The following is a 23,603-nucleotide window of genomic DNA, read 5'->3' on the forward strand; positions in this document are numbered from 1 at the left end:
GGCGCCGCCTTTCGGCGGCGCCAGCGCAAAAGAAAACGGCCTCCGGAGCGCAAGCACCGGAACCGTCCGAACAAACCGAACCGATCTTATAACAGAATCCGAAGTCCGAAAGCCAGATTTTTCGCGATCCTCGCGCGGCACGTCATATCGATCCTCGGCTTCCGGCGGGTTGGGATAAAGGTGAGATTCTGCAGTAAAGCCTCTTTACCTCAACCGCGATTGAGGTCGTATCAGTGCCGGCTCCATACCAACCACACGGGGCCGAATCATGAGTTTAGTCGAAGAGGAATCACAAGTGGCCGGTCCGGCGCCGCAGACGGAGATCGACGTGGAGGAGGGGAGCTGGAGCGAGCTCCTTCGGCCGCGCCATCTCGCCGCAACCGTGACGCTGTGCCTTGGCGTGGCGCTTTTTGCCTTCAATGAGTTCTTCATTTCGACGGCGTTGCCGACAGCCGTCGCGGAATTTGGCGGAGCCGCGCTGTTGTCCTGGGCCTTCACGCTTTACCTCGTTTTCGCCATCGTCGGTGGCGCCTTGGCGGCAAGCCTGAAGGTCCGGTTCGGTGCGCGCAACACGCTGATCGTTGCCGCGCTCGTCTTCGCGACGGGCACGGCCATCGCGACGATGGCGAGCAGCATGCCGCAGGTTCTGGCCGGGAGGGTGCTTCAGGGTCTTGGCGAGGGTATCATTGCCGCCCTGTGCTACGCGCTGATACCGGAGCTCTTTCCACAGCGGCTGGTGCCCAAAATCTTCGGCGCAGAAGCGATCGTATGGGCTGCCGCCGCCTTCGGGGGGCCGCTGATATCCGGCCTGCTCACGGAATATTGGTCCTGGCGCGCCGCCTTTTTCGTCAACATACCGGCAGCCGCAATCTTCATAGCGCTCGTCGTCGCAATCCTTCGTCAGCCAAAACAAGGCCCAAGGGCGGCCGGACCGGTTCCCTTGCTGCGCCTCGTGGCGTTCGGCTTCGGCATAATGCTGATCTCGCTTTCGAATACGGCTGCCGACGGCTACAGGATGTCGACGCTGCTGGCGGCGGCACTCGCGGTCTTCGTCGCAACCGTTCGCTTCGACCGCCGATCGCCGCAGTCCATCCTCCCCTTCGGCGCGTTTTCGTTCGACCGCCCGCTTGGAACGGGGCTTTGGGTCGTGTTGCTGATGCCTCTGGCACAGGCCTCGGGCTCCGTCTATCTCGTCTACACCCTGCAACATCTCTGGGGTTTCGGCCCGACCGCCGCCGGCTTCTCGAACGCCCTGATGGCCATATCCTGGAGCCTGACGGCAATCATCGTCGCGAGCCTTCGCTCTCACGAGACGCGCGTACGGCTGGTCTGGACCGGGCCGTTGTTCCTCTGCCTCGGCCTCGGCGGATTGACGCTCGCCGTCGGCTCCGGCGAATACGGCCTCGTCTTCGTCAGCCAGAGCGCCGTCGGAGCCGGTTTCGGCCTTTGCTGGGGAACGCTGAGCCAGCTGCTGATGAACGTCTCGACCATCGAGGAACGCGACAAGACCTCGGCGCTGCTGCCGACGCTGCAATCCGCCGGCTACGCGATCGGTGCGGCCGTTTTCGGAGCGGTCGCCAATGCCGGAGGATTCGCCGAAGGTGTCAGTGCTCGGGTGATTTCGACTGCAATGCTGAGCGTTTTCGCGCTCGGCTGCGTTCTCGCCGCCGCATCGCTCTTCTTCGGGATCAGGACCCTGCGGCTGGCGCGATGCGAGGGCAGGGCCGCCATCCGGTAGCGGTCACCGAGCCGCAGCCGGCGCAAGGCCGGCTTTGAACGGATGCGGGAACAGGCTGGGGCGGCGGCCGAGCAGGGCTTCCTGTTCGGCGGCGCGGCCCCGTGAAGGCGTGACGGTTGCAAGGAGCGCGCCTGCCTGCGAGCGTATCGCGACTTTCAGGGAACCATAATCCGCGTCGCGGCCGATCCTGTCGGCAATGCGCTGGGCGTAATAGAGCGCCGATCCCTCATCGAAGTGAAGAATGCCCTCGTCATCGGTGACACAATCGTCATCCCAATGAAGATCGAAGAAATATAGCTGCATGTCGTTGCCCCAACCATGCGCGTCACGGGTGATCCGTTTCCGCATGTCGGGGCATGGGACCATGCGGCAATGGAACGCAGCCTGAATCGGACGTTCAGGCTGCGTTCAGAAGGGTAAATCCGCAATGATCAGGCTTCGAAGTAGCTCTGCAGCGGACGCACTTCGAGGTTGCCTGCCTTCAGTGCCTTGATCGCGAGTGCTGCGGCCTCGGCGCCGGCCATCGTCGTGTAATAGGGCACCTTCTGCATCAGCGTCGCACGGCGAAGCGATTTCGAGTCGGAGATCGCCTTGTTGCCGTCGGTCGTGTTGATCACGAGCTGGACCTGCCGGTTGCGGATGGCGTCCTCGACATGGGGCCGTCCTTCCAGGACCTTGTTGATCTTGGTTGCCACGATGCCCTGCTCGCCGAGGAAGCGCGCCGTGCCGCCGGTCGCCATGACCTTGAAGCCGATATCGGCGAGAATGCGGATCGCGGGCAGCACCCGTTCCTTGTCCTCGTCGCGCACCGAAACGAAAACCGTCCCGTCGCGCGGCAGGTCGACGCCGGCACCGAGCTGCGACTTGGCAAAGGCCAGGGCATAATCGGTGTCGAGGCCGATGACCTCGCCGGTCGAACGCATTTCCGGGCCAAGAAGCGTATCGACGCCCGGGAAGCGGGCGAAGGGGAAGACGGCCTCCTTGACGGCGATATGTTTCAGGTTGCGCGGATCCGGCTTCTTTCCATAGGCGGCGATCGCCTCGTCGAGCATTTCGCCGGCCATGACGCGGGCGGCGATCTTGGCGATCGGCGCGCCGATCGTCTTGGCTACGAAGGGAACGGTGCGTGAAGCGCGCGGATTCACTTCGAGCACATAGATGGTGCCGTCCTTGATGGCGAACTGCACGTTCATCAGACCGCCGACATTCAGCGCCCTGGCGAGCGCCCCCGTCTGACGCTCCAGCTCGTCGACCATCTCCGTGCCGAGCGAATGCACCGGCAGCGAGCAGGCGGAGTCGCCCGAGTGGATGCCGGCTTCCTCGATATGCTCCATGATGCCCGAAACGAAGACATCCTTGCCGTCGCAAAGGCAATCGACGTCCACTTCGATCGCATTCGTCAGGTAGCTGTCGAAGAGGAGCGGGTTCTTGCCGAGCAAGGTGTTGATCTGGCCCGTCTTGTCGTTCGGATAGCGCTGCTTGATATCTTCTGGAACCAGCCCCGGAACGGTATCGAGCAGATAGCTCTGCAGCATGCTTTCCGAATGGATGATCTGCATGGCGCGACCGCCGAGAACATAGGACGGGCGCACGACCAGCGGGAAGCCGATTTCGCCGGCGACGAGGCGGGCCTGCTCGACGGAGTAGGCAATGCCGTTATTCGGCTGGTTGAGGTCGAGCTTCATCAGGAGCTTCTGGAAGCGATCACGATCCTCGGCGAGGTCGATCGCGTCCGGCGCGGTGCCGAGGATCGGGATGCCGTTCTTTTCCAGCGCTTCGGCAAGCTTCAGCGGAGTCTGGCCGCCGAACTGGACGATGACGCCGTGCAAAGTGCCGTTTTCCTGTTCAGCACGCATGATCTCGATCACGTCCTCTGCCGTCAGGGGCTCGAAATAGAGCCGGTCGGAGGTGTCGTAATCCGTCGAAACCGTCTCCGGGTTGCAGTTGATCATGATCGCTTCGTAGCCGGCGTCCTTCAGTGCGAAGGCGGCATGGCAGCAGCAGTAGTCGAATTCGATGCCCTGGCCGATCCGGTTGGGGCCGCCGCCGAGGATGACGACCTTTTTCCGATCGGAAACCTGCGCCTCCGACCGGGCGGCACCGACGAAAGGCGTCTCGTAGGTCGAATACATGTAGGCGGTCGGCGATGCGAACTCGGCCGCGCAGGTGTCGATGCGCTTGTAGACGGGGCGCACGTTCAGTGCGTTGCGAAGCTCTGCCACCTCTTTCGGACGCTTGCCGGTAAGCGTCGCGAGCCGGGCGTCGGAGAAGCCCATCGCCTTCAGCATGCGCAGGTTCTCGGCGTCGGTGGGCAGGCCGTGCTCGCGGATGCGCGCCTCCATGTCTACGATCGCCTTGAACTGGGCAATGAACCAGGGGTCGATCTTGCAGGCTTCATGCACTTCGGCTTCGCTCATGCCGAGACGCAGCGCCTGGGCGACCATGCGCAGGCGGTCCGGCGTCGGCGTGCCGAGCGCAGCGCGGATGGCATTGCGGCCGTCGCCGTTGTCGTCGAAATCGGGAACCTCGATCTCGTCAAGTCCGGTCAGCCCGGTCTCAAGCCCGCGCAGCGCCTTCTGCAGCGATTCGGCGAAGGTCCGGCCGATCGCCATGACTTCGCCCACCGACTTCATTGCGGTCGTGAGCGTCGGCTCGGCTCCCGGGAATTTCTCGAAGGCGAAGCGGGGGATCTTGGTGACGACGTAGTCGATCGACGGTTCGAAGGATGCGGGCGTCGCGCCGCCGGTGATGTCGTTCTCGAGCTCGTCGAGCGTATAGCCGACGGCGAGCTTGGCGGCGATCTTGGCGATCGGGAAGCCGGTGGCCTTCGATGCGAGGGCGGAGGAGCGCGAGACCCGCGGATTCATCTCGATGACGACGAGGCGGCCATTCTCAGGGTTGACGGCGAACTGGACGTTCGAGCCGCCCGTTTCGACGCCGATCTCGCGCAGCACCGCGATCGAGGCGTTGCGCATGATCTGATATTCCTTGTCGGTCAAGGTCAGCGCCGGCGCAACGGTGATCGAATCGCCCGTGTGGACGCCCATCGGATCGATGTTCTCGATCGAGCAGATGATGATGCAGTTGTCCGCCTTGTCGCGGACGACCTCCATTTCATATTCCTTCCAGCCGAGGACCGATTCCTCGATCAGGACTTCGGTCGTCGGCGACGCGTCAAGACCGCTGCCCACGATCTCGAAGAACTCCGAACGGTTATAGGCGATGCCGCCGCCGGTGCCGCCGAGCGTGAAGGACGGCCGGATGATCGCGGGGAGGCCGACATCGTCGAGCGCCTGTGCGGCGATCGCCATGGCATGGTTCACATAGCGCTGCTTGCGATCGCCTTCGCCCAGGTTCCACTGGTTTTCGAGTTCGTCCAGCGCCTTGTCGAGTTCGTCACCGGAAAGCTTCGCCTTGAGGGCCGAGCGCTCCGCCTCGTGTGACTTGCGGTCGTGGTCCTTGATGTCCGTGGCGTTCGCCAGCCGCGACTTGGGCGTCTCCAGGCCGATATGCGCCATGGCCTCGCGGAACAGGGCACGGTCTTCCGCCTTGTCGATCGCCTCGGGCTTCGCACCGATCATCTCGACATTGTAGCGGTCGAGCACGCCCATGCGGCGCAGCGACAGGGCCGTGTTGAGCGCCGTCTGTCCGCCCATGGTCGGCAGCAGGGCGTCCGGGCGCTCCTTGGCGATGATCTTGGCGACGACCTCGGGCGTAATCGGCTCGACATAGGTCGCGTCCGCCAGGCCCGGATCGGTCATGATCGTCGCCGGGTTGGAGTTGACCAGGATGACGCGGTAGCCTTCCTCCTTCAACGCCTTGCACGCCTGGGTGCCGGAGTAGTCGAATTCGCATGCCTGACCGATGACGATCGGCCCCGCGCCGATGATGAGGATCGATTTGATGTCTTGGCGCTTCGGCATGGGCAATCATCCGTTTCTAGCTGCGCGAAAAACCGGCCAGGTTGGGAGGTCACCGGCCGGGTCGCGCATTGATGGTCTTTTCAGGCTAGAAGCGGCTTATAGGCAAATGTTTTCGCCAGCGGAACCCCGAAAATTCGGGAATCGACAAGAAAGCGAAGATATTTGTTCCGCCTTTCGAACCCAGGGTTCTCTGATGGAATTGCTACTGCTGCGCCACCCGCTCGGCGGACGGGATCACCAATACCTTCACCTCGCCGGCAGCGGCGGGATTTGAAATGACATCAGGCGCCTCATCGAGCGATATGCGCCGTGAAATCAACGGGTCGATCTCGATCGCGCCTGTCGCAACCAGGTCGGCCGCGCGGCGGTGGACGAAGGGATTGATAAAGGAACCAAGCACGCGGAGCTCGCGGAAAAGAATGTCGAACGGTTCGATTTCGACCTTTTCGCCTTGCGGCAGCACGCCGAGGATCACGACCGTACCGCCCGCTTTGGCGAGGCGCGTCGACTGCTGCACCGTTTCCGCGACCCCGGCGCACTCGATGACGACGTCGACCCCTCCGGGGACGAGACCTGCCGGACCCGAGATCGCCTCGATGATGTCGCCGGCCGACGGGTCGACCGATGCGGTGGCGCCGAGATTCTCGGCCAGACGACGCTTCGCTGCCTGGCGTGTCGAGAGAATGACCGTCGTGGCGCCGGCGAGCCTCGCGAGCTGCACCGTCAGCAGGCCGATCACGCCGCCGCCCAGGATCGCCACCGTCGAGCCCGCCTTGATGCCCGAAAGATCGACACCGTGCAGGCAGCAGGCGAGAGGCTCGCAGAAAGCGCCGTGCACGGGATCGAGAGTAAGCGGAATTTCGAACGCCTGCTTGCGCGGCACCAGGACGTATTCGGCGAAGCCGCCGTCGCGATGGATGCCGATCGCGCGCAGGTTCCGGCAGAGATTGACCCGGCCCGCCTGGCACTGGGGGCAGCGACCGCAGGAGATGTTGGGATCTCCGGTAATCCTCGCACCCGGTGCGATATCTCGAACGCCGCTCCCGGATTCAACGACGATGCCGCAGAATTCGTGGCCGAGCGTTACCGGCGGCGTCGACGGAAATTCTCCATGAAGAAGATGACGATCGGTCCCGCAGATGCCGCAGGCTTCCACTTGGACGAGCAGATCGTCAGGCCCGGGCACGGGAATCTCGACGTTCCGAACGGAGATATTGCCCACCGACTCCAGACGCACTGCCTTCATCTGTTCCTCCCGTCGCCTGCTTTCCATTGGAGCCGAACACGGCGCGAGCGTCAATCCTGCGGCCCTTGCCCTTTGCGCCGGCAGCTCCGCTCGACAAAACGATGCGTCGGATGCAACCGGGTGACGGCGATTGCGTTTTACAAGGATCGCCGCCCCGGCTTATAAAATCACTCAGCGCGCTAAAGTAGAGGCGACGCCTTCTGGAGGACAGATCATGGAATGGAAGGGCCGCCGCCAGTCCGGAAACATCGAGGATCAACGCGGGGCCGGCCCCCGGGGAGGCGGTCCTTTCGGTCGTGGCGGTGGATTCCGCCTGCCCGGTGGTGGCGGCGGAATGCGTCGCGCCGGTGGCGGCATGAGCTTCGGCACGCTCATCTTCCTCGTCATTCTCTATTTCGTCCTGAAGGCGATGGGCATCGACATGCTCCAGGTGCTCGAGGGTGGGGGCCCGGCGAACATGCCGGGCTTCGAGCAGAGCGACGGCTCCGGGGCGCCGCAGGGCACGGCCGAGGAAGAAGAGATGAAGGCCTTCATGGCCACGGTTCTTGCCGAAACGGAGGACACCTGGAACGGCATCTTCCAGGCAAGCGGCGAGCAATATGAAGAACCGAGGCTGGTGCTGTTCAGCGGCTCGGTCCGCTCGGCCTGCGGCTTTGCCTCGTCCGCCTCGGGTCCCTTCTATTGCCCCGGCGACCGCAAGGTCTATCTCGATATGAGCTTCTTCGACGAGCTGGCCCAGAAGTTCGAGGCCTCCGGCGACTTTGCCCAGGCCTATGTGCTTGCGCATGAAGTCGGCCATCATGTCCAGAACCTGATCGGCGTATTGCCCAAGTTCAATGAAATGCGGCAACGCATGAGCGAGGCCGAAGCGAACCAGATGTCGGTCCGGGTCGAACTGCAGGCGGACTGCTTCGCCGGAATCTGGGGCAAGTACACCGAGCAGAAGGGGCTGCTGGAGCGTGGCGATCTGGAGGAGGCGCTGAACGCTGCGACCCAGATCGGCGACGACACGCTGCAGAAGCGCATGCAGGGCTATGTCGTCCCGGAAAGTTTCAATCACGGCACGTCCGAGCAGCGGATGCGGTGGTTCCAGCGGGGCTTCGACAGCGGCAAGATGTCGGATTGCGACACCTTCTCCGGCGCTATCTGATCACAATGCCGGACCGGGCTGCCCGGTCCGGCGTTCCTTCGTCATCTCTGCCGCTCGCTGTCCATGTGCACGAGCTGTGCTTCCGGATAACGCGCCCCGGCGGCGGCGCCTTTCGGCACGGCGCTTTCGATCGCAGACATGTCGTCAGCGTCCAGTCGGACCGCCTGCGCGCCAAGTGCTTCGGCGAGACGGTCCCGCCGGCGCGCACCGACGAGCGGCACGATATCGTGACCTTGAGCGGCGACCCAGGCGATGGCGATCTGGGCGACGGTAACGCCTTTGGCCTCGGCGATGCGTCTGAGCGCCTCGACCAAGGCGAGGTTTCGCTCTACATTTCCTTCCTGAAACCGGGGGCTCATCGCTCGGAAGTCGCCGCCCTTTGCGGCATCTTTCTGCCAGTGGCCGCTGATCAGCCCGCGCGACAGCACACCGTAGGCCGTGACGGCGATGCCGAGTTCGCGGCAGACCGGCAGGATCTCGTCCTCGATGCCGCGCGAAACCAGCGAATATTCGATCTGGAGGTCTGAGATCGGGTGAACGGCTGCCGCCCGCCTTATCGTGTCCGGGCCGACTTCGGAGAGACCGATATGGCGCACATAGCCTGCCTTTACCATGTCGGCAATGGCACCGATCGTCTCCTCTATCGGCGCGTTCGGATCGAGACGGGAGGGGCGATAGACGTCGATATATTCGACACCGAGGCGCTGCAGCGTATAGGCAAGAAAGTTGCGTACAGCGTTCGGTCGTGCATCGTAACCGAGCCATGCGCCGGCCGGATCCCGCAATGCGCCGAACTTGACGCTCAACTGCACCTGGTCTCGATTGCGTCCCTTCAGCGCCTCGCCGATCAGGATCTCGTTGTGCCCCATGCCGTAAAAGTCGCCGGTGTCGAGCAGGGTGATTCCCGCATCGAGGGCAGCATGAATGGTGGCGATGCTTTCCGCGCGATCGGACGGACCGTACATGCCCGACATTCCCATGCAGCCAAGCCCGATTGCCGAGACATTCGGACCGGAATTCCCGAGCGAAACCATATGCATCTCGTTTCTCCTTTGATGAGGCCGTCCCGCGGCCGCTTGCGTCGATGCAATGTTTACTTCGGAAGGCAGTGTGCGATAATCACCCACAAGCCAAACGACTTGTTCTGAATTTTGCACAATGCATGATCTGCCGCTTGCCGATCTCGACGCCTTTGCAGCGGTTGCACGCGACCGCAGCTTTCGTACGGCCGCCCGCAAGCGCGGCGTTTCCGCTTCGGCGCTCAGCGAAGCCCTGCGACGGCTGGAGGCGAGACTCGGCGTCAGATTGCTCAACCGCACGACGCGCAGCGTCACGCCGACGGAAGCGGGCAAGCGCTTGCTCGAGCGGCTGTCGCCGGCGCTCGGGGAGATTGCCGGAGCGCTCGATCAGGTGGCGAGCGAGCGCGACAGTCCGGCAGGTACATTGCGGTTGAACGTTCCGACCATCGTCGCAAGGGTCATCCTGCCGCCGCTCGTCGGCCGATTCATGAAAGCGCATCCGGCGATCACCTTGGAGGTCACCGCCGAGGATGGCTTCATCGATGTGCTTGCCGCGGGCTTCGATGCCGGCGTGCGCTACGAGGAACGCGTCGAGAAGGACATGATCGCAATTCCCATCGGTCCGCGCGTGCAGCGCTACATCACCGCGGCCGCTCCGGACTATCTCGCCCGTCACGGCGAACCGCGGCATCCGCGCGATCTTCTCGACCACGCGACCATCCGCCACCGATTCCAGAACGGCGTTTCGCTGCCGTGGGAATTTGGCGAGGGAGAAATGGCGATGAATATTGCGCCGCCGCCGGCAGTGCTCGCCAACTCGGTCGACCTCGAGCTCGGCGCGGCCGTCGACGGCCTGGGGGTGATACGTACCTTCGAGGAGTTCCTGATGCCGCAGATCGAGGCCGGGAGACTGGTTCGCATACTCGCAGCATGGGAGACCAGCTTTCCCGGGCCGTTCCTTTACTATGCCGGTCGCCGGCACCTGCCGGCGCCCGTGCGCGCCTTCGTGGACTTCCTGAAGTCGGAGCAGCGGCATGCGGGGCAATGATGCACGCGGAGGCTATACGAGCTATCAGCACAACCGATCGGTACCATCTTAAACTTTGACATGTTCACGTATTGTTTCGGATCAGGCAAGCCGTTACACCTATTCTGGTAACGTCGTTCACGTTCTGTCTCCGCTCCGGCGGAAAGCGGGGAGGGAGCTTCATGCTCGACAAGAAATTCGTGAGACGCGGCCTGTTCCTGGTCTTCCTCATCCTCTTCCTCGACATCATGGGTATCGCAATCATCGTCCCGGTGTTGCCGACCTATCTGGAGGAGCTGACGGGCGCGGATGTCGGCGAGGCCGCTATCGACGGCGGGTGGCTGTTGCTCGTCTATTCGGCGATGCAATTTCTCTTCGCACCGCTTATCGGGAATCTGAGCGATCGATTCGGGCGTCGGCCGGTCCTGCTCGCCTCAGTGCTGACATTCGCTGTCGACAACCTGATCTGTGCGCTTGCTACCAGTTATTGGATGCTCTTCATCGGACGCAGCCTAGCCGGCATTAGCGGCGCGAGCTTCGGCACCGCATCCGCCTACATTGCCGATGTCAGCGACGATGAGAACCGCGCCAAGAATTTCGGGCTGATCGGCATTGCCTTCGGCACCGGTTTTGCGCTCGGCCCGGTCATCGGAGGTTTCCTTGGCGAATTGGGCCCGAGAGTGCCCTTTTATGGTGCTGCAGCGCTCTCCTTCGTCAATTTCATCATGGGGGTCTTTCTCCTGCCGGAAACGCTCGCCCCGGCCAACCGGCGCCGCTTCGAATGGCATCGGGCCAATCCGCTCGGCGCGCTCAAGCAGATGCGTCATTATCCGGGGATCGGCTGGGTAGGCCTCGTCTTCTTCCTCTACTGGCTGGCTCACGCCGTCTACCCGGCCGTCTGGTCCTTCGTTGCTTCCTATCGCTACGGGTGGAGCGAAGGCCAGATCGGACTTTCGCTGGGGATCTTCGGCGTCGGCGGCGCAATCGTGATGGCGCTGGTGCTCCCCCGCGTCGTGCCCGCACTGGGAGAAAGGCGCACGGCAGCACTCGGGCTCACTTTCACAGCCCTCGGGATGGCCGGCTATGCGGCCGCCTGGGAAGGCTGGATGGTCTATGCGGTGATCGTCGCGACGGCGCTCGAAAGCCTCGCCGACCCGCCGCTCCGCAGCATAGCCTCCGTCCATGTCCCGCCTTCGGCACAGGGCGAGCTGCAAGGCGCGCTCACCAGCATATCCAGCATCACCACGATCCTCGGGCCTCTGATGTTCACGCAAATTTTCGCCTTTTTCACCGACCCTGCAGCCGCCTATCGCTTTTCAGGCGCCCCCTATGCCCTGGCAGGCTGTTTGATCGTCGCCGCGCTGGTGATTTTCCTTGCCAAGGTCCGCGCCGGCCGGGGAAATGTCATCCGGGATGCCGTTCCGAGCGTGACGGAGGCATAGCGGTCCGTGGCTTCCCTGCCTCCAGATTGATCAATATTCTTGATCGATCGATGAAAAATCGAGCAGTTCGGCCTTTACCGCTGGCGCAAGCCCTGGTGGTGCTCTAATTCGTTCTCTCTTCTTCATTTTTCCCTTTGCCCATTGCCGGTGCAGAGCCAGGATTCCTCATGCTGACCGCGACCAAAGACCTCGTGCTTGCGCAGAGCGACAATTCATGGCCCACGCATTTTCGCGCGAGCCTCTATCTTGGCGTGCCGTTTATCGGCGCCCAGCTCGCCCAGTTGGCGATCAATACGACGGACGTGCTCATGGTCGGCCAGCTGGGCGCCACCCAGCTGGCGTCGATCATCCTCGCGACGCAGGTCTTCTTCACGGTTTTCATCTTCGGCAGCGGATTTGCCAATGCGGTGGTTCCCATGGTCGCTCAGGCGCAGGGCCGGGGCGATCAGGTCTCCGTGCGGCGCTCGGTACGCATGGGCATGTGGGTGGTGCTGCTTTACGGCGTGCTGACTGCGCCGGTCCTCTGGATGGCCGAGCCGATCCTTCTCTTTGCCGGGCAGAAACCCGAAGTTGCTGCGCTTGCGGGAGAATACCTGCGTATCGCCCAATGGGCGATCTTCCCCAGCCTCATTTTCATGGTCCTCAGGGCATTTTTGAGCGGGCTCGAGCGGGCAGGGGTGATCCTCTACGTGACCCTCGTGACCTTGGTTCTGAATGCCGCGCTTTGCTATGTTCTGATTTTCGGCCATTTCGGTTTTCCGGAGCTGGGCATCTTCGGAGCGGCCGTCGCCGCTCTCGGCGTGGCCCTGCTCGGTGCGGCTCTGACGATAGGCTATATCCGCCGGCAGCCGGAACTGCATCGCTACGAGCTGTTCGTCCGCTTCTGGCGGCCGGATTGGCCGGCTTTCGGAGAGGTGGTCTATCTCGGCATTCCGATCTCCGTGACGATTCTCGCGGAAGTCAGCCTGTTTACCGTGGCTTCGCTGCTCATGGGCACGATCGGAACCATCGAACTGGCTGCCCACGGCATAGCACTCCAGTTCGCGTCCATCGCTTTCATGATTCCGCTTGGGCTGGCGCAGGCCGGAACGGTTCGCATAGGATTGGCGTATGGCAGCGGCGACATGGTAGGCGTGAAGCGTGCCGCAATCGCCGTGCTGACGCTCGGCGTCGGCTTCGCTGCCGTCGGCAGCACGATTTTCGCCCTGTTTCCGCGCGAGCTTGCCGGTCTCTACCTCGATACGAGGCGGCCCGATGCAGCCGAGGTTCTCGCCTTTGCAGGACCACTGATCGTCATCGCCGGTGCCTTCCAGCTCGTCGACGGCCTGCAGGCCATTGCCGCCGGCATGCTGCGCGGCCTCAAGGACACGACCATACCGATGATCCTGGCGATGATCGCCTATTGGCCGATCGGCTTTTTCTGCGCCTGGGCGTTTGCCTTTCCGCTTGGTTTCGGCGGCGTCGGCGTCTGGTTCGGCTTCGTCCTCGGTCTTGCGTCTGCGGCGCTGTTGCTCAACTGGCGCTTCTTCCGTCTCCTCCGCAGGGTGAGCGTGGCCCCGGCCGGCTAAGGCCTGTCGAGATCGGATACAAGCGGCGTCTTGTTCGATTACCTCATTCCTGTGCTTGTCACAGGTATCCAGCCAGAAAGGCAGGGCATGTGCGCAAAGAAAAAGCCGGACGGGCAGGGGAGACCGTCCGGCTTGTAGAAGCGATCGCATCAGGGGAAGAATGGGATCGCTTGTGAAACTTCCGGCGAGAAGTTTCCTGGAGGCATTGGTTTCAACTGTGGCAAGCCACGATATTAGAATTCGTCATTTGCGCCTGCGTTTATCGGCCAGCGGCAACAGCACCGTCGCGCGGTCACGGTCCTCGTCTCGCAGCGCATGGATCGTCGCAACGACCATCGCGAAGAACATCGCCATCGAAAATAGAGCAAGTCCCATGGCCGTCTCCTTTCGTGGTTTTAAACGGCAGGTACTGAAAAAAGTTCCCGTCGACTTGGCTCCACACTACGACTTGCGGCGTGAAACCCTCTTGAACGTTGCATTCATCTAGCATTCACCATTTTGCCGCCGCTGTTTCCGGGGGAACAGGAAGCAAGGATCGTACAACCCTTGCGGTCCGCGGCCGTCCGTGACAAAAGGCTTCACCAAACGGAAACAGGCGCGATGACCACGGCTTTCTATCCCGGCTCCTTCGATCCGATTACCAACGGGCATCTCGATGTACTCGTCCAGGCATTGAACGTCGCAGCCAAGGTCATCGTCGCGATCGGCGTTCATCCCGGTAAGGCGCCGCTTTTCACCTTCGACGAAAGGGCGGATCTCATCCGGGCCGCGCTTGAGGAGACGTTGCCGGAGAGGGCAGCCGACATCTCCGTCGTCTCCTTCGACAATCTCGTGGTCGATGCCGCCCGCAAGCACGGCGCAAGGCTGCTGGTCCGGGGGCTCCGCGATGGAACGGACCTCGACTACGAGATGCAGATGGCGGGCATGAACCGGCAAATGGCCCCTGACATTCAGACCCTGTTCCTGCCGGCAGGTACCGCCTCACGGCCCATTACGGCCACATTGGTTCGGCAGATCGCGGCTATGGGCGGTGACGTCAGCGCTTTCGTCCCTGGGGCGGTTCACCAGGCGCTGCAGGCAAAGCGCAAATAGAGCTTTACATCACGCAAGGAGTCCCAATGAAGATTCTCCAATTCGCTGTTGCCGGAGCCCTGGCGCTCGCAACCTTCACGGGAGGTGCGCTGGCGCAATCCGGCGAAAACATTCTGACGGTTCAGCTCAAGGATGGTCCGGTGGTCATCGAACTGCGTCCGGATATCGCACCGAAGCACGTCCAGCAGATCAAGGAACTGGCCGCGGCGGGCGAATATGACAATGTCGCCTTTCATCGCGTCATCAAGGGCTTCATGGCCCAGACCGGCGACGTCGAGTTCGGCGACGTGCAGGACGGCTACCAGCCCGATCGCGCCGGAACCGGCGGCTCGTCCAAGCCCAACCTTCCGGCCGAGTTCTCCGACGTTCCCTTCGAGCGCGGCACGGTCGGTATGGCCCGCGCCCAGGATCCAAACAGTGCCAACTCGCAGTTCTTCATCATGTTCGCACCGGGCGATTTCCTCAACGGCCAATACACGGTCGTCGGCAAGGTGGTCGAAGGGATGGAGAATGTCGACAAGATCAAGCTCGGCGATGACGCCAATAATGGTGCCGTCGCCGATCCAGATCGCATGATCAGCGTTAAGGTCGGCAGGTAAGACTGAAACAGAAGGAGAAGAATCATGGCCGAGATCAAGGATCCGGAAAATACGATCATCATGGAAACCACAAAGGGCAGGGTGGTGATCGAGCTGCGGCCGGACGTGGCTCCGGGCCATGTCGCCCGCATCAAGGAACTGACGCGTGAAGGCGCCTATGACGGGGTGGTCTTTCACCGCGTGATCGAGGATTTCATGGCCCAGACCGGTGACGTGCAATACGGCAAGACCGGCGGCGAGCAATTCAACCCGTCCCGCGCGGGCATGGGCGGCTCCTCGAAGCCGGATCTGAAGGCCGAATTCTCCGACGTTTCACATGTGCGCGGAACGTGCTCCATGGCGCGCAGCCAGATGCCGAACTCGGCCAATTCCCAGTTCTTCATCTGCTTCACCGACGCTCCCTGGCTCAACAAGCAGTATTCCGTCTGGGGCCAGGTCGTCGAAGGAATGGAGAATATCGACAACATCAAGCGCGGCGAACCGGTCCGCGATCCGGATACCATCGTTTCGATGCGGGTTGCCGCCGACGCCTGATCTGCGCTACTGCATGTTTCCCTGGATCGTCCCCGATCCAGGGACGTAACATGCAGTTCGACGTGCTGCGGCGATCTTTGCGCGTCTTGTCAGACGCGCGGCCGCTGTAGCGCACTGACCTGCCCGCCCCGATCGCGCGCGAGCCGCCGGGGCGGGTTTGCTTTTAATTGATACCATAGATGCGCGTAGACCTGTTCGATTTCGACCTGCCGGAAAATTCCATTGCGCTGAGGCCCGCAAGCCCGCGCGACAGCGCCCGCATGCTCATCGTTCGCCCCGACGGCGAACCGGTTCTCGAAGATCGCGGCGTCCTCGATCTGCCGTCATTCCTGCGGCCGGGCGATGCGCTGGTTTTCAACGACACCAAGGTCATACCGGCGCAGCTCGAAGGCGTCCGCTACCGGGGTGAGGACATAAGCACGCCCGTGTCGCTGACGCTGCATATGCGGGTCGCGCCCAGTCGCTGGAAAGCTTTCGCCCGTCCGGCCCGCAGATTGAAGCCGGGTGACCGGATCAGCTTCGGTCATGGCGGCAATGCCTGCCTGCTCGGGTCGCTGGAGGCCGTGGTCGAGGAGAAAGGCGATGCCGGCGAGGTGACGCTTCGCTTCGATCTCTCGGGCCCCTCGCTCGATGAGGCGATCATGGCCGTCGGACACATTCCCCTGCCGCCTTACATCGCATCCAAGCGTGCCGATGATGCACGGGACCGGACCGACTACCAGACGGTCTATGCGCGCGAGGAAGGGGCGGTAGCCGCGCCGACTGCGGGGCTGCACTTTACCGACCGGCTTTTCGCCAGCCTGGACGAGGCCGGGATCGAACGGTATTTCGTCACACTGCATGTAGGTGCGGGAACCTTCCTCCCGGTCAAGGCAGACGATACCGCCGACCACGTGATGCACGAGGAAATCGGTCACGTCGATCCGGTGACCGCTGCGAAGCTCAATGCCGTGCGCGAACGCGGCGGCCGCATCGTCTGTGTCGGCACGACATCGCTTCGGCTGATCGAGAGCGCAGCCGCCGAAGACGGAAGCATCCGTCCCTGGTCGGGCGCAACCGGGATTTTCATAACGCCGGGTTATCGCTTCCGCGCGGTTGATATGCTGATGACCAATTTCCACCTGCCGAAATCGACCCTGTTCATGCTCGTCTCGGCCTTTGCGGGGCTCGAGACGATGCACGCCGCCTATGCGCATGCGATCGCAACGGGGTACCGATTCTATTCCTATGGCGATTCGAGCCTGCTCTTCCGGAAAGATTAGATGACCGAAGCGTTTCAATTCAAACTGCTTGCCAACGACGGCAATGCGCGCCGTGGCGAAGTCGTGACCCCTCGCGGGACGATCCGTACGCCTGCCTTCATGCCGGTCGGAACCGTCGGCACCGTCAAGGCGATGTATCTCGACCAGGTGCGCGATCTGGGCGCCGATATCATTCTGGGCAATACCTATCACCTGATGCTGCGCCCGGGCGCCGAACGGGTCGCCAGGCTTGGCGGACTGCACAAGTTCATCCGCTGGGAGCGGCCGATCCTGACCGACAGCGGCGGCTTCCAGGTCATGTCGCTGTCAAGCCTGCGCAAGCTCAACGAACAGGGCGTTACCTTCAAGAGCCATGTCGACGGCGCGCTCTATCATATGTCGCCCGAACGTTCGATCGAGATCCAGGGCCTGCTCGGCAGTGACATTCAGATGCAGCTCGACGAATGCGTGGCGCTGCCGGCGGAACCCGACGAGATCGAGCGCGCGATGGAAATGTCGCTGCGCTGGGCAGAGCGCTGCAAGGTCGCCTTCGGCGATCAGCCGGGAAAGGCGATGTTCGGCATCGTACAGGGCGGCGATATTCCCAGGCTGCGCGAACGCTCGGCCCTGGCCCTCAGGGATCTAGGCCTCAAGGGCTACGCCGTCGGGGGGCTGGCCGTTGGTGAGCCGCAGGAGGTCATGCTCGGCATGCTCGACGTGACCTGCCCCGTCCTGCCGGCCGACAAGCCGCGCTATCTGATGGGCGTCGGGACGCCGGACGATATCCTGAAGTCGGTTGCGCATGGGATCGACATGTTCGACTGCGTCATGCCGACCCGCTCCGGACGCCATGGGCTTGCCTTCACGCGCTACGGCCGCATCAATCTGCGCAATGCACGACATGCGGAAGACACGCGCCCGCTCGACGAACAGTCTTCCTGTCCGGCGACTCGCGACTATTCGCGCGCCTACCTGCACCACCTGATCCGTTCAAACGAATCGCTCGGTGGCATGCTGCTCAGCTGGAGCAATCTGGCCTATTATCAGGAGTTGATGGCCGGCATCCGCAAGGCGATCGAAGAAGGGCGCTATACCGATTTCATGGCGGAGACCATGGAAGGCTGGCAGCGCGGCGATCTGCCACCGGTGTGATCTTCGCGTGGCCCGCCGGTAACTGCGATCTGCGCGCCCGAAAGTTTGGCTCCCCCTGAACGAGGCCGTCACCGACGGCCTTCCACCGACAGAAACGAAATGGACCCGCCGGCGGCGATGGTTTCATTTCGACAACCCGTAGCTATCAGAACCGATTTTGGAAGGTGGAATCGGAAATTCCGATAGCACAATTCTAATAAATGGGTTTGCGGACTGCGTCCGTTTGTAGAACTATCCCAGCAAAAAACGTCTAGGACGTTGTTGACCGTTCAACGGGGGGTAGGAGAAAACATGAAAAGAATTGCTGCTATAGCATCGGCGTCTCTGTTTATATTTTGCAGCTCGGCAGTGGCGGGCCCTACGCTTGATCGCGTCAACGAGAGAAAAGAGATGGTCGTCGCCACCAATGTCGGCTGGCCACCGCAGGGTTTCCTCGATGAAAACAACGTCCTTGTCGGCTTTGACATTGATGTCGCCAAGGAAATCGGCAACCGGTTGGGCGTGAGCGTGCGTTTCGAAACTCCGGAATGGGCAACCATGACCGGGGGGCACTGGCAGGGACGTTTCGATCTCGGGGTCGGTTCCGTCGCTCCGACCAAGGCGCGCGCAGAGGTCATCGATTTCGCCGGAATCTACTATTACAGCCCTTATGTCTACGTCGTTCATGCCGAAAGCGGCATTCAATCGGAAGAAGATCTGAATGGTAAGGTTATCGGCGTCGAGACGGGCACGGCCTCCGAGACTTCATCAACCGTCGCCTGGAGATCGATGCGCCGGGCTTGCCGCCGGTTCAATACAAACTCGAACCGGGGGAGGTGCGCACGTTTCCCGATTCCATGATGCCCTTCGACGACCTGCGTCTTGGCAACGGTGTTCGGTTGGACGCGGTCATCGCCCCCGAGCAGACCGCAAAAAATGCAGTCAGAAACGACTATCCCGTCCGTATCCTCGAGGATGTCTATCCCTTTCGGTCGCCCGCGGTCGTCATTGCCGATAAAGGCGACCCGAAATGGACTGCCAAAATAGGTGAAATCATCAAAGCGATGAAGGCAGACGGCACACTCGGAAAACTGACGACCAAGTGGTACGGCGCCGACTACAGCAAGGACTGACAACATCACGACGCCGGCGCTCTTCGGAGGTGCTGAAGCCACGACCAGAGCATCCGGTCTTCCAGGATCGGATGCTCTGCTTCTTCCCGTGTCAGGGAAAGGCCGCCCGGCCGTCCATGGGAGCTGATCCTGTGACAAGCACAGGAATGAGGGACCGAGATGTGTGGCCACTACATCGAAGCGAAGCGGGACGCTGTATACGGGCGGGAGCTTCCGCGCCGCCTCACTATCGTCACGGTTTATGAAACGCGCCGAGGGACCGCACCCTCTCTACCCTCATCCCTGTGCTCGTCACAGGGATCCAGCAGCGCCGCGTCTGCGGCGCGGGAAGCGTTCTTTCAGCCCAAGGACTTGGTCTGACTGGATTCCTGTGACAAGCACAGGAATGAGGAGATCAAACAAAAACAAACCGCTGCGGGAATCCCGAATCTTAAACTGGCCTTTGTTAGAGCACTTGCAAGAAAGGTGTGGCGGTTCTCTGTCCGAGAGCGCGTAGTTTCAGAGGGCTATAGCGTCTCACTGTTTCAATGGCACAGTGAAACGCTATAGAGGGGGACTTTGACGATGTCGCTTGATTAACAAGGACATATGGACGCCATTTAATCTGTTTATTCATCGATCGTAGAGGCTCGACCTCATCGGAGAGGCCGGTGTTTCATGATCGCTCGCCACTCCGCGAATACTTCGCTATCGACTCTGCGTGGTGATTCCGAGCGAATTGCTGCGGGCACCGCAGCATGAGGTGAAGCTTTTTCCGGATCCGCAAGGGCACGGATCCTTGCTCCTGCGCTGCAATCGGCCGATCAGGGGCAGCATGATCGCCGACGGGACCAGTGTCGCCAACAGGATCGTCAGCTTGGACGCAATGCCGGGTATGACGAGGCGGCGGCCTGCTTTGTAGCCGCGCCAGGCCTTTTCAGCGACATAGCCCGACTCGAGCTTGGGCAGGATCTTGAACAGCGCGACGCGATTGGCGCCGGAGGTTGCCAGAAAATCCGTCGAGACCGGGCCCGGTGCCACGCATGTGACGGTTACGCCGGTGCGACGCAGTTCCTGATGCAGCGCTTCCGAAAAGGAGCGGACGAAACCTTTGCTGGCATAGTAGAGCGCCATATACGGACCCGGCGTGAAGCTTGCGACCGAACCGAGATTGATGACGCCGCCGCGACCGCGCGCGACCATTGCCGGCAGGAAACGCAGGGTGAGTTCGGTAAGGGCGCGGATGTTGAGGTCGACGAGGCCGAGCTGTTCATCGAGCGGCAGGACCGTCGCCCCTCCGCGCAACCCATAACCGGCGCTGTTGACGAGTACGTCGCAGAACAGGCCGTTTGCGGACAGGAAGTTCTCGAGACCGAGCGTCGCATCATCAGCCAGGAAATCCAGCGGGACCGTGAACGCCTCGCCTCCGGCCTTGCGGATACCGTCGGCGGCGGCCGCCAGTGACTCGGCCGAACGCGCAACCATCACGACCGGCGCGCCATCCCTCGCGGCCACTTCGGCGATTGCCTTGCCGATTCCCCGCGATGCACCGACGACGACTACGGCCGGGCGACTTTGACCGCCCGAAGTCATCGCGCTGCCCCGGAACCTGCCGCAGCGGTCACGTCGCGCCCAAATGCAAGCCCCTCCAGCTCGGCGGTGATCTCGCCGTTCAATATCCTTTCGAACCGCTCGAGGGCGCGCGCGACGTTGGCGCCATCCATGACCCGATGGTCATAGTGGACACGCACCGTGACCGAGCCATCCTTGTCGATCGGGCCGTAATTCAGAAGTGAGGTCAAAGGCGTGAGAGGGTTGAGCGATTCTGCGCCGAGGCCCGAATAGACCGACAGCTGAAATGTACCGAAACGGCGCGCCCTTTGCCGGCCGATATTCAAACCGAGCCACATTAGAAGCCATCTGACAGGGCCGGGGAGGCGGGCGATCTTCAAGGCGCGCCGGAATTCCTTGACCTCCAGCACGGGGCTGGTTCGCGCCGTCTGCATCAAGGAGCCCAGCTCCGTGATCGAACGGCGCTCCGGATTCTTGATCGTCGTCAGAAGCACGATTCGTTCGCCCTCGTACTCCCTTTCATGCGCGATGGAAGCGATGCTTCCCGGATACTCGTAGAGCTGCGGTCTGGGAAACTTGACGTAAGCGCGCCGCAACTCGGGCGTCTCCTGCGCGAGAAGGGCGTATCCTTTGAGGAAGAGCGCCGTCCAGGATGGCCTGCTTTCAAGCGATGTTCTGGCCTTGAGCAACGGCCCGAGATTCATCCGCCGCTGCACGCTCACCCGCGGCACCTTCATCGAAAATCGCATGAGATCCCCGACCAGGCGCCGAGACGCTGAAAGCTTGAGGGCTCGGCCTCGCATCATGCACCTCTAGTAAATGTACGGAATGATCCGCTTGGTGTCCGCCATGTAGTCGCGATACTCAGAGCCGAACATTTCCATCATCATGCGTTCCTCCTTGTCCACCCTCAGAAGAAAGAGGACCGCGAAACCGGCAAGACCCGCCAGCCCTGCGACCCAGTTCGGCAGAAGAAACGCCTGGCCGACGCCCATCAGCAGGAACGAAGTATACATGGGATGGCGGACCAGGGCGTAAGGACCGCGGCGAATCAGTTCGTGCTTGTCGCGAATCTCGAGCGTGATCGACCAGTTGCGCCCGAGTTCCTTGTGGGTTCTGCGAAAGACCCACATGGCCAGACAGAAAATCGCGGCACCGACCACGACGGCCCAGAGCCGGGCAGGGTGGTCGGCTCCTTCCGGGATGCCGGTTGCGACATAAAAAGCGGGAATGATCGCGAGGCCGAGCAGGGCTGCCGCCAGCCCCAGCCTCTCGGAGGTTGAGCGGCGATGGCTGACGACTCGCACGCGCTTGGCCCGGCGTTCATAGGGGCGGCGAATGAAGTACCAGGCAACGATTCCGAGCACCCAGGCGATCTCGCCGATGGAGGATACCGACATGTCTAGTTCCCCAAATCCTTAGCATGCGCCTGGCGTCAACGATCGGGCGGGAACCTTCTTCAGCCGATGCTTCGCAGCGTGATTCTATGTCGAACGGTGACGGCTGGATCGCGAGCTCTGTGCCCGTCGCCTCTCAACCTCCGTTCATCTCCCGAAGCCTTGTAATGAATTCCTGCGGTCGAAGCCAGATGCCGGGCGTCTTATAGCCCATGGAGCGGGCGATTTCGGCCACGAAGGCGTTGCAGTTGTAGAGCGACGCGTGCCAAACCTTCGACCTGGCTTTCAGTTTGTCGATGAAAGCCACGACCTTCTTGTATTCCGCCTCCGTCAGCATGACGCGCCAGCTTGCCGAGCGGTATTCTTCCTCGAGGTCACCGTCGCTCGCGCCGGTTTCGGCGGGAACGGGCACAAAATGGCCGAGGACATACGGCGTCGGATCGAGCGTGGCCGGAGCAAGGCCCGCAACCTGACGCTGGACGACCGCGCCAGACTTGTTCGTGCGCCCGTAGATGACGTAGGTGTGGCCATAGCTCAGCGCGTAGCGGGAGCGAAATTCGATGAAGTAACCCTGCTCTCGCGCTTGAGATTCGAGTTTCGCCGGCGCACTCAGGCTGCTGGAAACGTAGCGCGGTTCGGGATTTTTGTCTTGTGTCTGGCATGCTGCTGCTGCCAGTGCGACCAAGATCACAAAGGATATGCGGCCTCGTGCAAGCGTCATCACACCACTTAGATTGTCTTCCGAGTTCTGACAATCCAGACCTCGGGCCGGCTTGCTGGAGTTCTTGACACGTACTATGCCGTCAGTCTCACAGCCGGTCTAACCCTGAATAACGCGCCGTGGGAGAGCGCTCGTTGAGCTCTCCCACGGCGCAAAGTCACTGTTACTTGTATACCGGCGCCGGCTCTACCGTATCGACGGCAGCAGGCGGCGGGGCCTTACCCTTACCTTTGCCGATCGTATCACACGCGGTGAGGCCGGCAACGGAAAGCAACGCAATCATCACAACTAGAATTCGGCTCATCAAGTAGTCCTTTCCTCAATAGTCGGAATGGGTTATCGAAGGCAACACTTCAAGTAATAGTGGCGATTTGCGCCGGGGCCTAGTGCAGAAAGGACACAGTTGATAACCGCTTTATGGTTACCGGGTTATCAACCGCGTCGGAACACACGGGGCTTAGTCATTTATACCGAAATGTAACGGAAAACGCCATCAAACGATCAGCACGGTCGTACCCACCGGGGTACGGCTGTAGAGATCGACGATGTCGTCGTTCGTCAAGCGAATGCACCCGCTCGATACGGCCTGCCCGATCGTCCAGGGCTCGTTCGTCCCGTGCAGCCGGAACATAGTGTCGTTTCCGCCCTGGTAAAGGTAGAGGGCCGCGGCTCCAAGCGGGTTATGCAACCCGCCGCTCACTCCGCCGGCATATTGTGCCAGATGCGGCTTGCGGCGAATCATGTTTGCAGTCGGCGTCCACGAGGGCCACTCCGCCTTGCGGCCGATTTTCGCCCGGCCTTTGAGAGTGCGGCCTTCCTCACCTACGCCGATCCCGTAGCGAATCGCCGAACCGCCACCCTGAACATAATAGAGATAGCGTTCTCCCGTATTGACAACGATCGTTCCGGGCGCTTCGCCGCCATAATAGGCGACCTCCTGCCTGCGGTATCGTGGGTCTATACGGGTCCTGGCCGTTTGCGGGCTGTCGGCTGGTCGCAACGAACTGCAACCGGAGGCCAATAGAGCCAGGCTACCCAGCACGAGTACCCGGCGCGTAATGCGATCGTTCTCCATTCTCACCTGCTGAGTA

At 61.8% G+C, this 23,603-nt stretch carries 21 protein-coding genes and 1 pseudogene; 11 read left to right on the forward strand and 11 right to left on the reverse strand.

Annotated elements, in window-relative coordinates:
- The first annotated feature begins 295 nt into the window (after nucleotides 1–295).
- The gene (locus AC6CIG_RS23355; protein WP_437407822.1) at nucleotides 296–1,738 is read left to right on the forward strand and encodes an MFS transporter; all 1,443 of its coding nucleotides are present in this window, start codon (nucleotides 296–298) and stop codon (nucleotides 1,736–1,738) included.
- Between the two features lie 3 nt (nucleotides 1,739–1,741).
- Here AC6CIG_RS23355 and AC6CIG_RS23360 read toward each other — a convergent pair whose 3' ends face one another.
- The 3 genes from AC6CIG_RS23360 to AC6CIG_RS23370 form a co-directional block, all read right to left on the reverse strand.
- Nucleotides 1,742–2,086, reverse strand: a complete 345-nt coding sequence (locus tag AC6CIG_RS23360) for a DUF6894 family protein (RefSeq protein ID WP_437407742.1) — start codon at nucleotides 2,084–2,086, stop codon at nucleotides 1,742–1,744.
- A gap of 83 nt (nucleotides 2,087–2,169) precedes the next feature.
- Nucleotides 2,170–5,661 carry a carbamoyl-phosphate synthase large subunit gene (gene carB / locus AC6CIG_RS23365; RefSeq protein WP_100673996.1) on the reverse strand — a complete coding sequence of 1,164 codons (3,492 nt, stop codon included), beginning with the start codon at nucleotides 5,659–5,661 and terminating at the stop codon, nucleotides 2,170–2,172.
- A gap of 202 nt (nucleotides 5,662–5,863) precedes the next feature.
- Nucleotides 5,864–6,907 carry a zinc-dependent alcohol dehydrogenase family protein gene (locus AC6CIG_RS23370; RefSeq protein ID WP_437407741.1) on the reverse strand — a complete coding sequence of 348 codons (1,044 nt, stop codon included), beginning with the start codon at nucleotides 6,905–6,907 and terminating at the stop codon, nucleotides 5,864–5,866.
- Between the two features lie 214 nt (nucleotides 6,908–7,121).
- Here AC6CIG_RS23370 and ypfJ point away from each other — a divergent pair, with 214 nt between their 5' ends.
- Nucleotides 7,122–8,057 (forward strand): KPN_02809 family neutral zinc metallopeptidase, encoded by a 936-nt coding sequence (gene ypfJ, locus AC6CIG_RS23375; protein ID WP_018097684.1) that lies wholly within the window; start codon nucleotides 7,122–7,124, stop codon nucleotides 8,055–8,057.
- A 41-nt stretch (nucleotides 8,058–8,098) separates the two neighbouring features.
- Here ypfJ and AC6CIG_RS23380 read toward each other — a convergent pair whose 3' ends face one another.
- Nucleotides 8,099–9,097: an aldo/keto reductase gene (locus AC6CIG_RS23380; protein ID WP_437407740.1), complete on the reverse strand. Its 999-nt coding sequence runs from the start codon at nucleotides 9,095–9,097 to the stop codon at nucleotides 8,099–8,101.
- A 118-nt stretch (nucleotides 9,098–9,215) separates the two neighbouring features.
- On the opposite strand from AC6CIG_RS23380, the gene AC6CIG_RS23385 reads away from it, so the two are divergent.
- The 3 genes from AC6CIG_RS23385 to AC6CIG_RS23395 all read left to right on the forward strand — a co-directional run bounded on the left by AC6CIG_RS23385 (nucleotide 9,216) and on the right by AC6CIG_RS23395 (nucleotide 13,113).
- Complete coding sequence (locus AC6CIG_RS23385) at nucleotides 9,216–10,124, forward strand: LysR family transcriptional regulator (RefSeq protein ID WP_437407739.1); 909 nt, start codon at nucleotides 9,216–9,218, stop codon at nucleotides 10,122–10,124.
- A 161-nt stretch (nucleotides 10,125–10,285) separates the two neighbouring features.
- Nucleotides 10,286–11,545, forward strand: a complete 1,260-nt coding sequence (locus tag AC6CIG_RS23390) for a TCR/Tet family MFS transporter (protein ID WP_100673992.1) — start codon at nucleotides 10,286–10,288, stop codon at nucleotides 11,543–11,545.
- Between the two features lie 167 nt (nucleotides 11,546–11,712).
- Nucleotides 11,713–13,113 carry an MATE family efflux transporter gene (locus tag AC6CIG_RS23395; RefSeq protein ID WP_018097680.1) on the forward strand — a complete coding sequence of 467 codons (1,401 nt, stop codon included), beginning with the start codon at nucleotides 11,713–11,715 and terminating at the stop codon, nucleotides 13,111–13,113.
- Between the two features lie 243 nt (nucleotides 13,114–13,356).
- Here AC6CIG_RS23395 and AC6CIG_RS23400 read toward each other — a convergent pair whose 3' ends face one another.
- Nucleotides 13,357–13,488 carry a hypothetical protein gene (locus AC6CIG_RS23400; protein ID WP_268815806.1) on the reverse strand — a complete coding sequence of 44 codons (132 nt, stop codon included), beginning with the start codon at nucleotides 13,486–13,488 and terminating at the stop codon, nucleotides 13,357–13,359.
- A gap of 225 nt (nucleotides 13,489–13,713) precedes the next feature.
- Here AC6CIG_RS23400 and coaD point away from each other — a divergent pair, with 225 nt between their 5' ends.
- From coaD to AC6CIG_RS23430, 6 genes and pseudogenes are all read left to right on the forward strand, one after another.
- Nucleotides 13,714–14,205: a pantetheine-phosphate adenylyltransferase gene (coaD, locus tag AC6CIG_RS23405; protein WP_018097678.1), complete on the forward strand. Its 492-nt coding sequence runs from the start codon at nucleotides 13,714–13,716 to the stop codon at nucleotides 14,203–14,205.
- A 26-nt stretch (nucleotides 14,206–14,231) separates the two neighbouring features.
- Complete coding sequence (locus AC6CIG_RS23410; protein ID WP_437407738.1) at nucleotides 14,232–14,804, forward strand: peptidylprolyl isomerase; 573 nt, start codon at nucleotides 14,232–14,234, stop codon at nucleotides 14,802–14,804.
- A 24-nt stretch (nucleotides 14,805–14,828) separates the two neighbouring features.
- Nucleotides 14,829–15,338 carry a peptidylprolyl isomerase gene (locus tag AC6CIG_RS23415; RefSeq protein WP_003529604.1) on the forward strand — a complete coding sequence of 170 codons (510 nt, stop codon included), beginning with the start codon at nucleotides 14,829–14,831 and terminating at the stop codon, nucleotides 15,336–15,338.
- A 179-nt stretch (nucleotides 15,339–15,517) separates the two neighbouring features.
- Nucleotides 15,518–16,600: a tRNA preQ1(34) S-adenosylmethionine ribosyltransferase-isomerase QueA gene (gene queA, locus AC6CIG_RS23420; RefSeq protein WP_100673989.1), complete on the forward strand. Its 1,083-nt coding sequence runs from the start codon at nucleotides 15,518–15,520 to the stop codon at nucleotides 16,598–16,600.
- Entirely contained in the window at nucleotides 16,601–17,731 is a 1,131-nt protein-coding gene (gene tgt, locus AC6CIG_RS23425; protein ID WP_018097675.1) for a tRNA guanosine(34) transglycosylase Tgt, read from the forward strand.
- A gap of 291 nt (nucleotides 17,732–18,022) precedes the next feature.
- Nucleotides 18,023–18,843 (forward strand): annotated as a pseudogene (locus tag AC6CIG_RS23430) (transporter substrate-binding domain-containing protein).
- Nucleotides 18,844–19,530: 687 nt separating this feature from the next.
- Here AC6CIG_RS23430 and AC6CIG_RS23435 read toward each other — a convergent pair.
- The 6 genes from AC6CIG_RS23435 to AC6CIG_RS23460 all read right to left on the reverse strand — a co-directional run bounded on the left by AC6CIG_RS23435 (nucleotide 19,531) and on the right by AC6CIG_RS23460 (nucleotide 23,587).
- Nucleotides 19,531–20,415: an SDR family NAD(P)-dependent oxidoreductase gene (locus tag AC6CIG_RS23435; RefSeq protein ID WP_437407735.1), complete on the reverse strand. Its 885-nt coding sequence runs from the start codon at nucleotides 20,413–20,415 to the stop codon at nucleotides 19,531–19,533.
- The gene (locus AC6CIG_RS23440) at nucleotides 20,412–21,197 is read right to left on the reverse strand and encodes a hypothetical protein (protein WP_127712792.1); all 786 of its coding nucleotides are present in this window, start codon (nucleotides 21,195–21,197) and stop codon (nucleotides 20,412–20,414) included. Before AC6CIG_RS23440 ends, AC6CIG_RS23435 begins: the two co-directional genes overlap by 4 nt.
- Nucleotides 21,198–21,206: 9 nt before the next feature.
- Nucleotides 21,207–21,794 (reverse strand): protein-S-isoprenylcysteine O-methyltransferase, encoded by a 588-nt coding sequence (locus AC6CIG_RS23445; RefSeq protein ID WP_437407734.1) that lies wholly within the window; start codon nucleotides 21,792–21,794, stop codon nucleotides 21,207–21,209.
- 133 nt (nucleotides 21,795–21,927) lie between these two features.
- On the reverse strand, nucleotides 21,928–22,512 hold the full coding sequence (locus AC6CIG_RS23450) for a hypothetical protein (RefSeq protein WP_437407820.1): 585 nt from the start codon (nucleotides 22,510–22,512) through the stop codon (nucleotides 21,928–21,930).
- A gap of 163 nt (nucleotides 22,513–22,675) precedes the next feature.
- Complete coding sequence (locus tag AC6CIG_RS23455) at nucleotides 22,676–22,816, reverse strand: hypothetical protein (RefSeq protein WP_003529619.1); 141 nt, start codon at nucleotides 22,814–22,816, stop codon at nucleotides 22,676–22,678.
- A gap of 189 nt (nucleotides 22,817–23,005) precedes the next feature.
- Nucleotides 23,006–23,587 (reverse strand): L,D-transpeptidase, encoded by a 582-nt coding sequence (locus tag AC6CIG_RS23460; protein ID WP_100673983.1) that lies wholly within the window; start codon nucleotides 23,585–23,587, stop codon nucleotides 23,006–23,008.
- Nucleotides 23,588–23,603 lie beyond the last annotated feature (16 nt).

It is taken from the genome of Sinorhizobium sp. GQ132 (assembly GCF_059758575.1).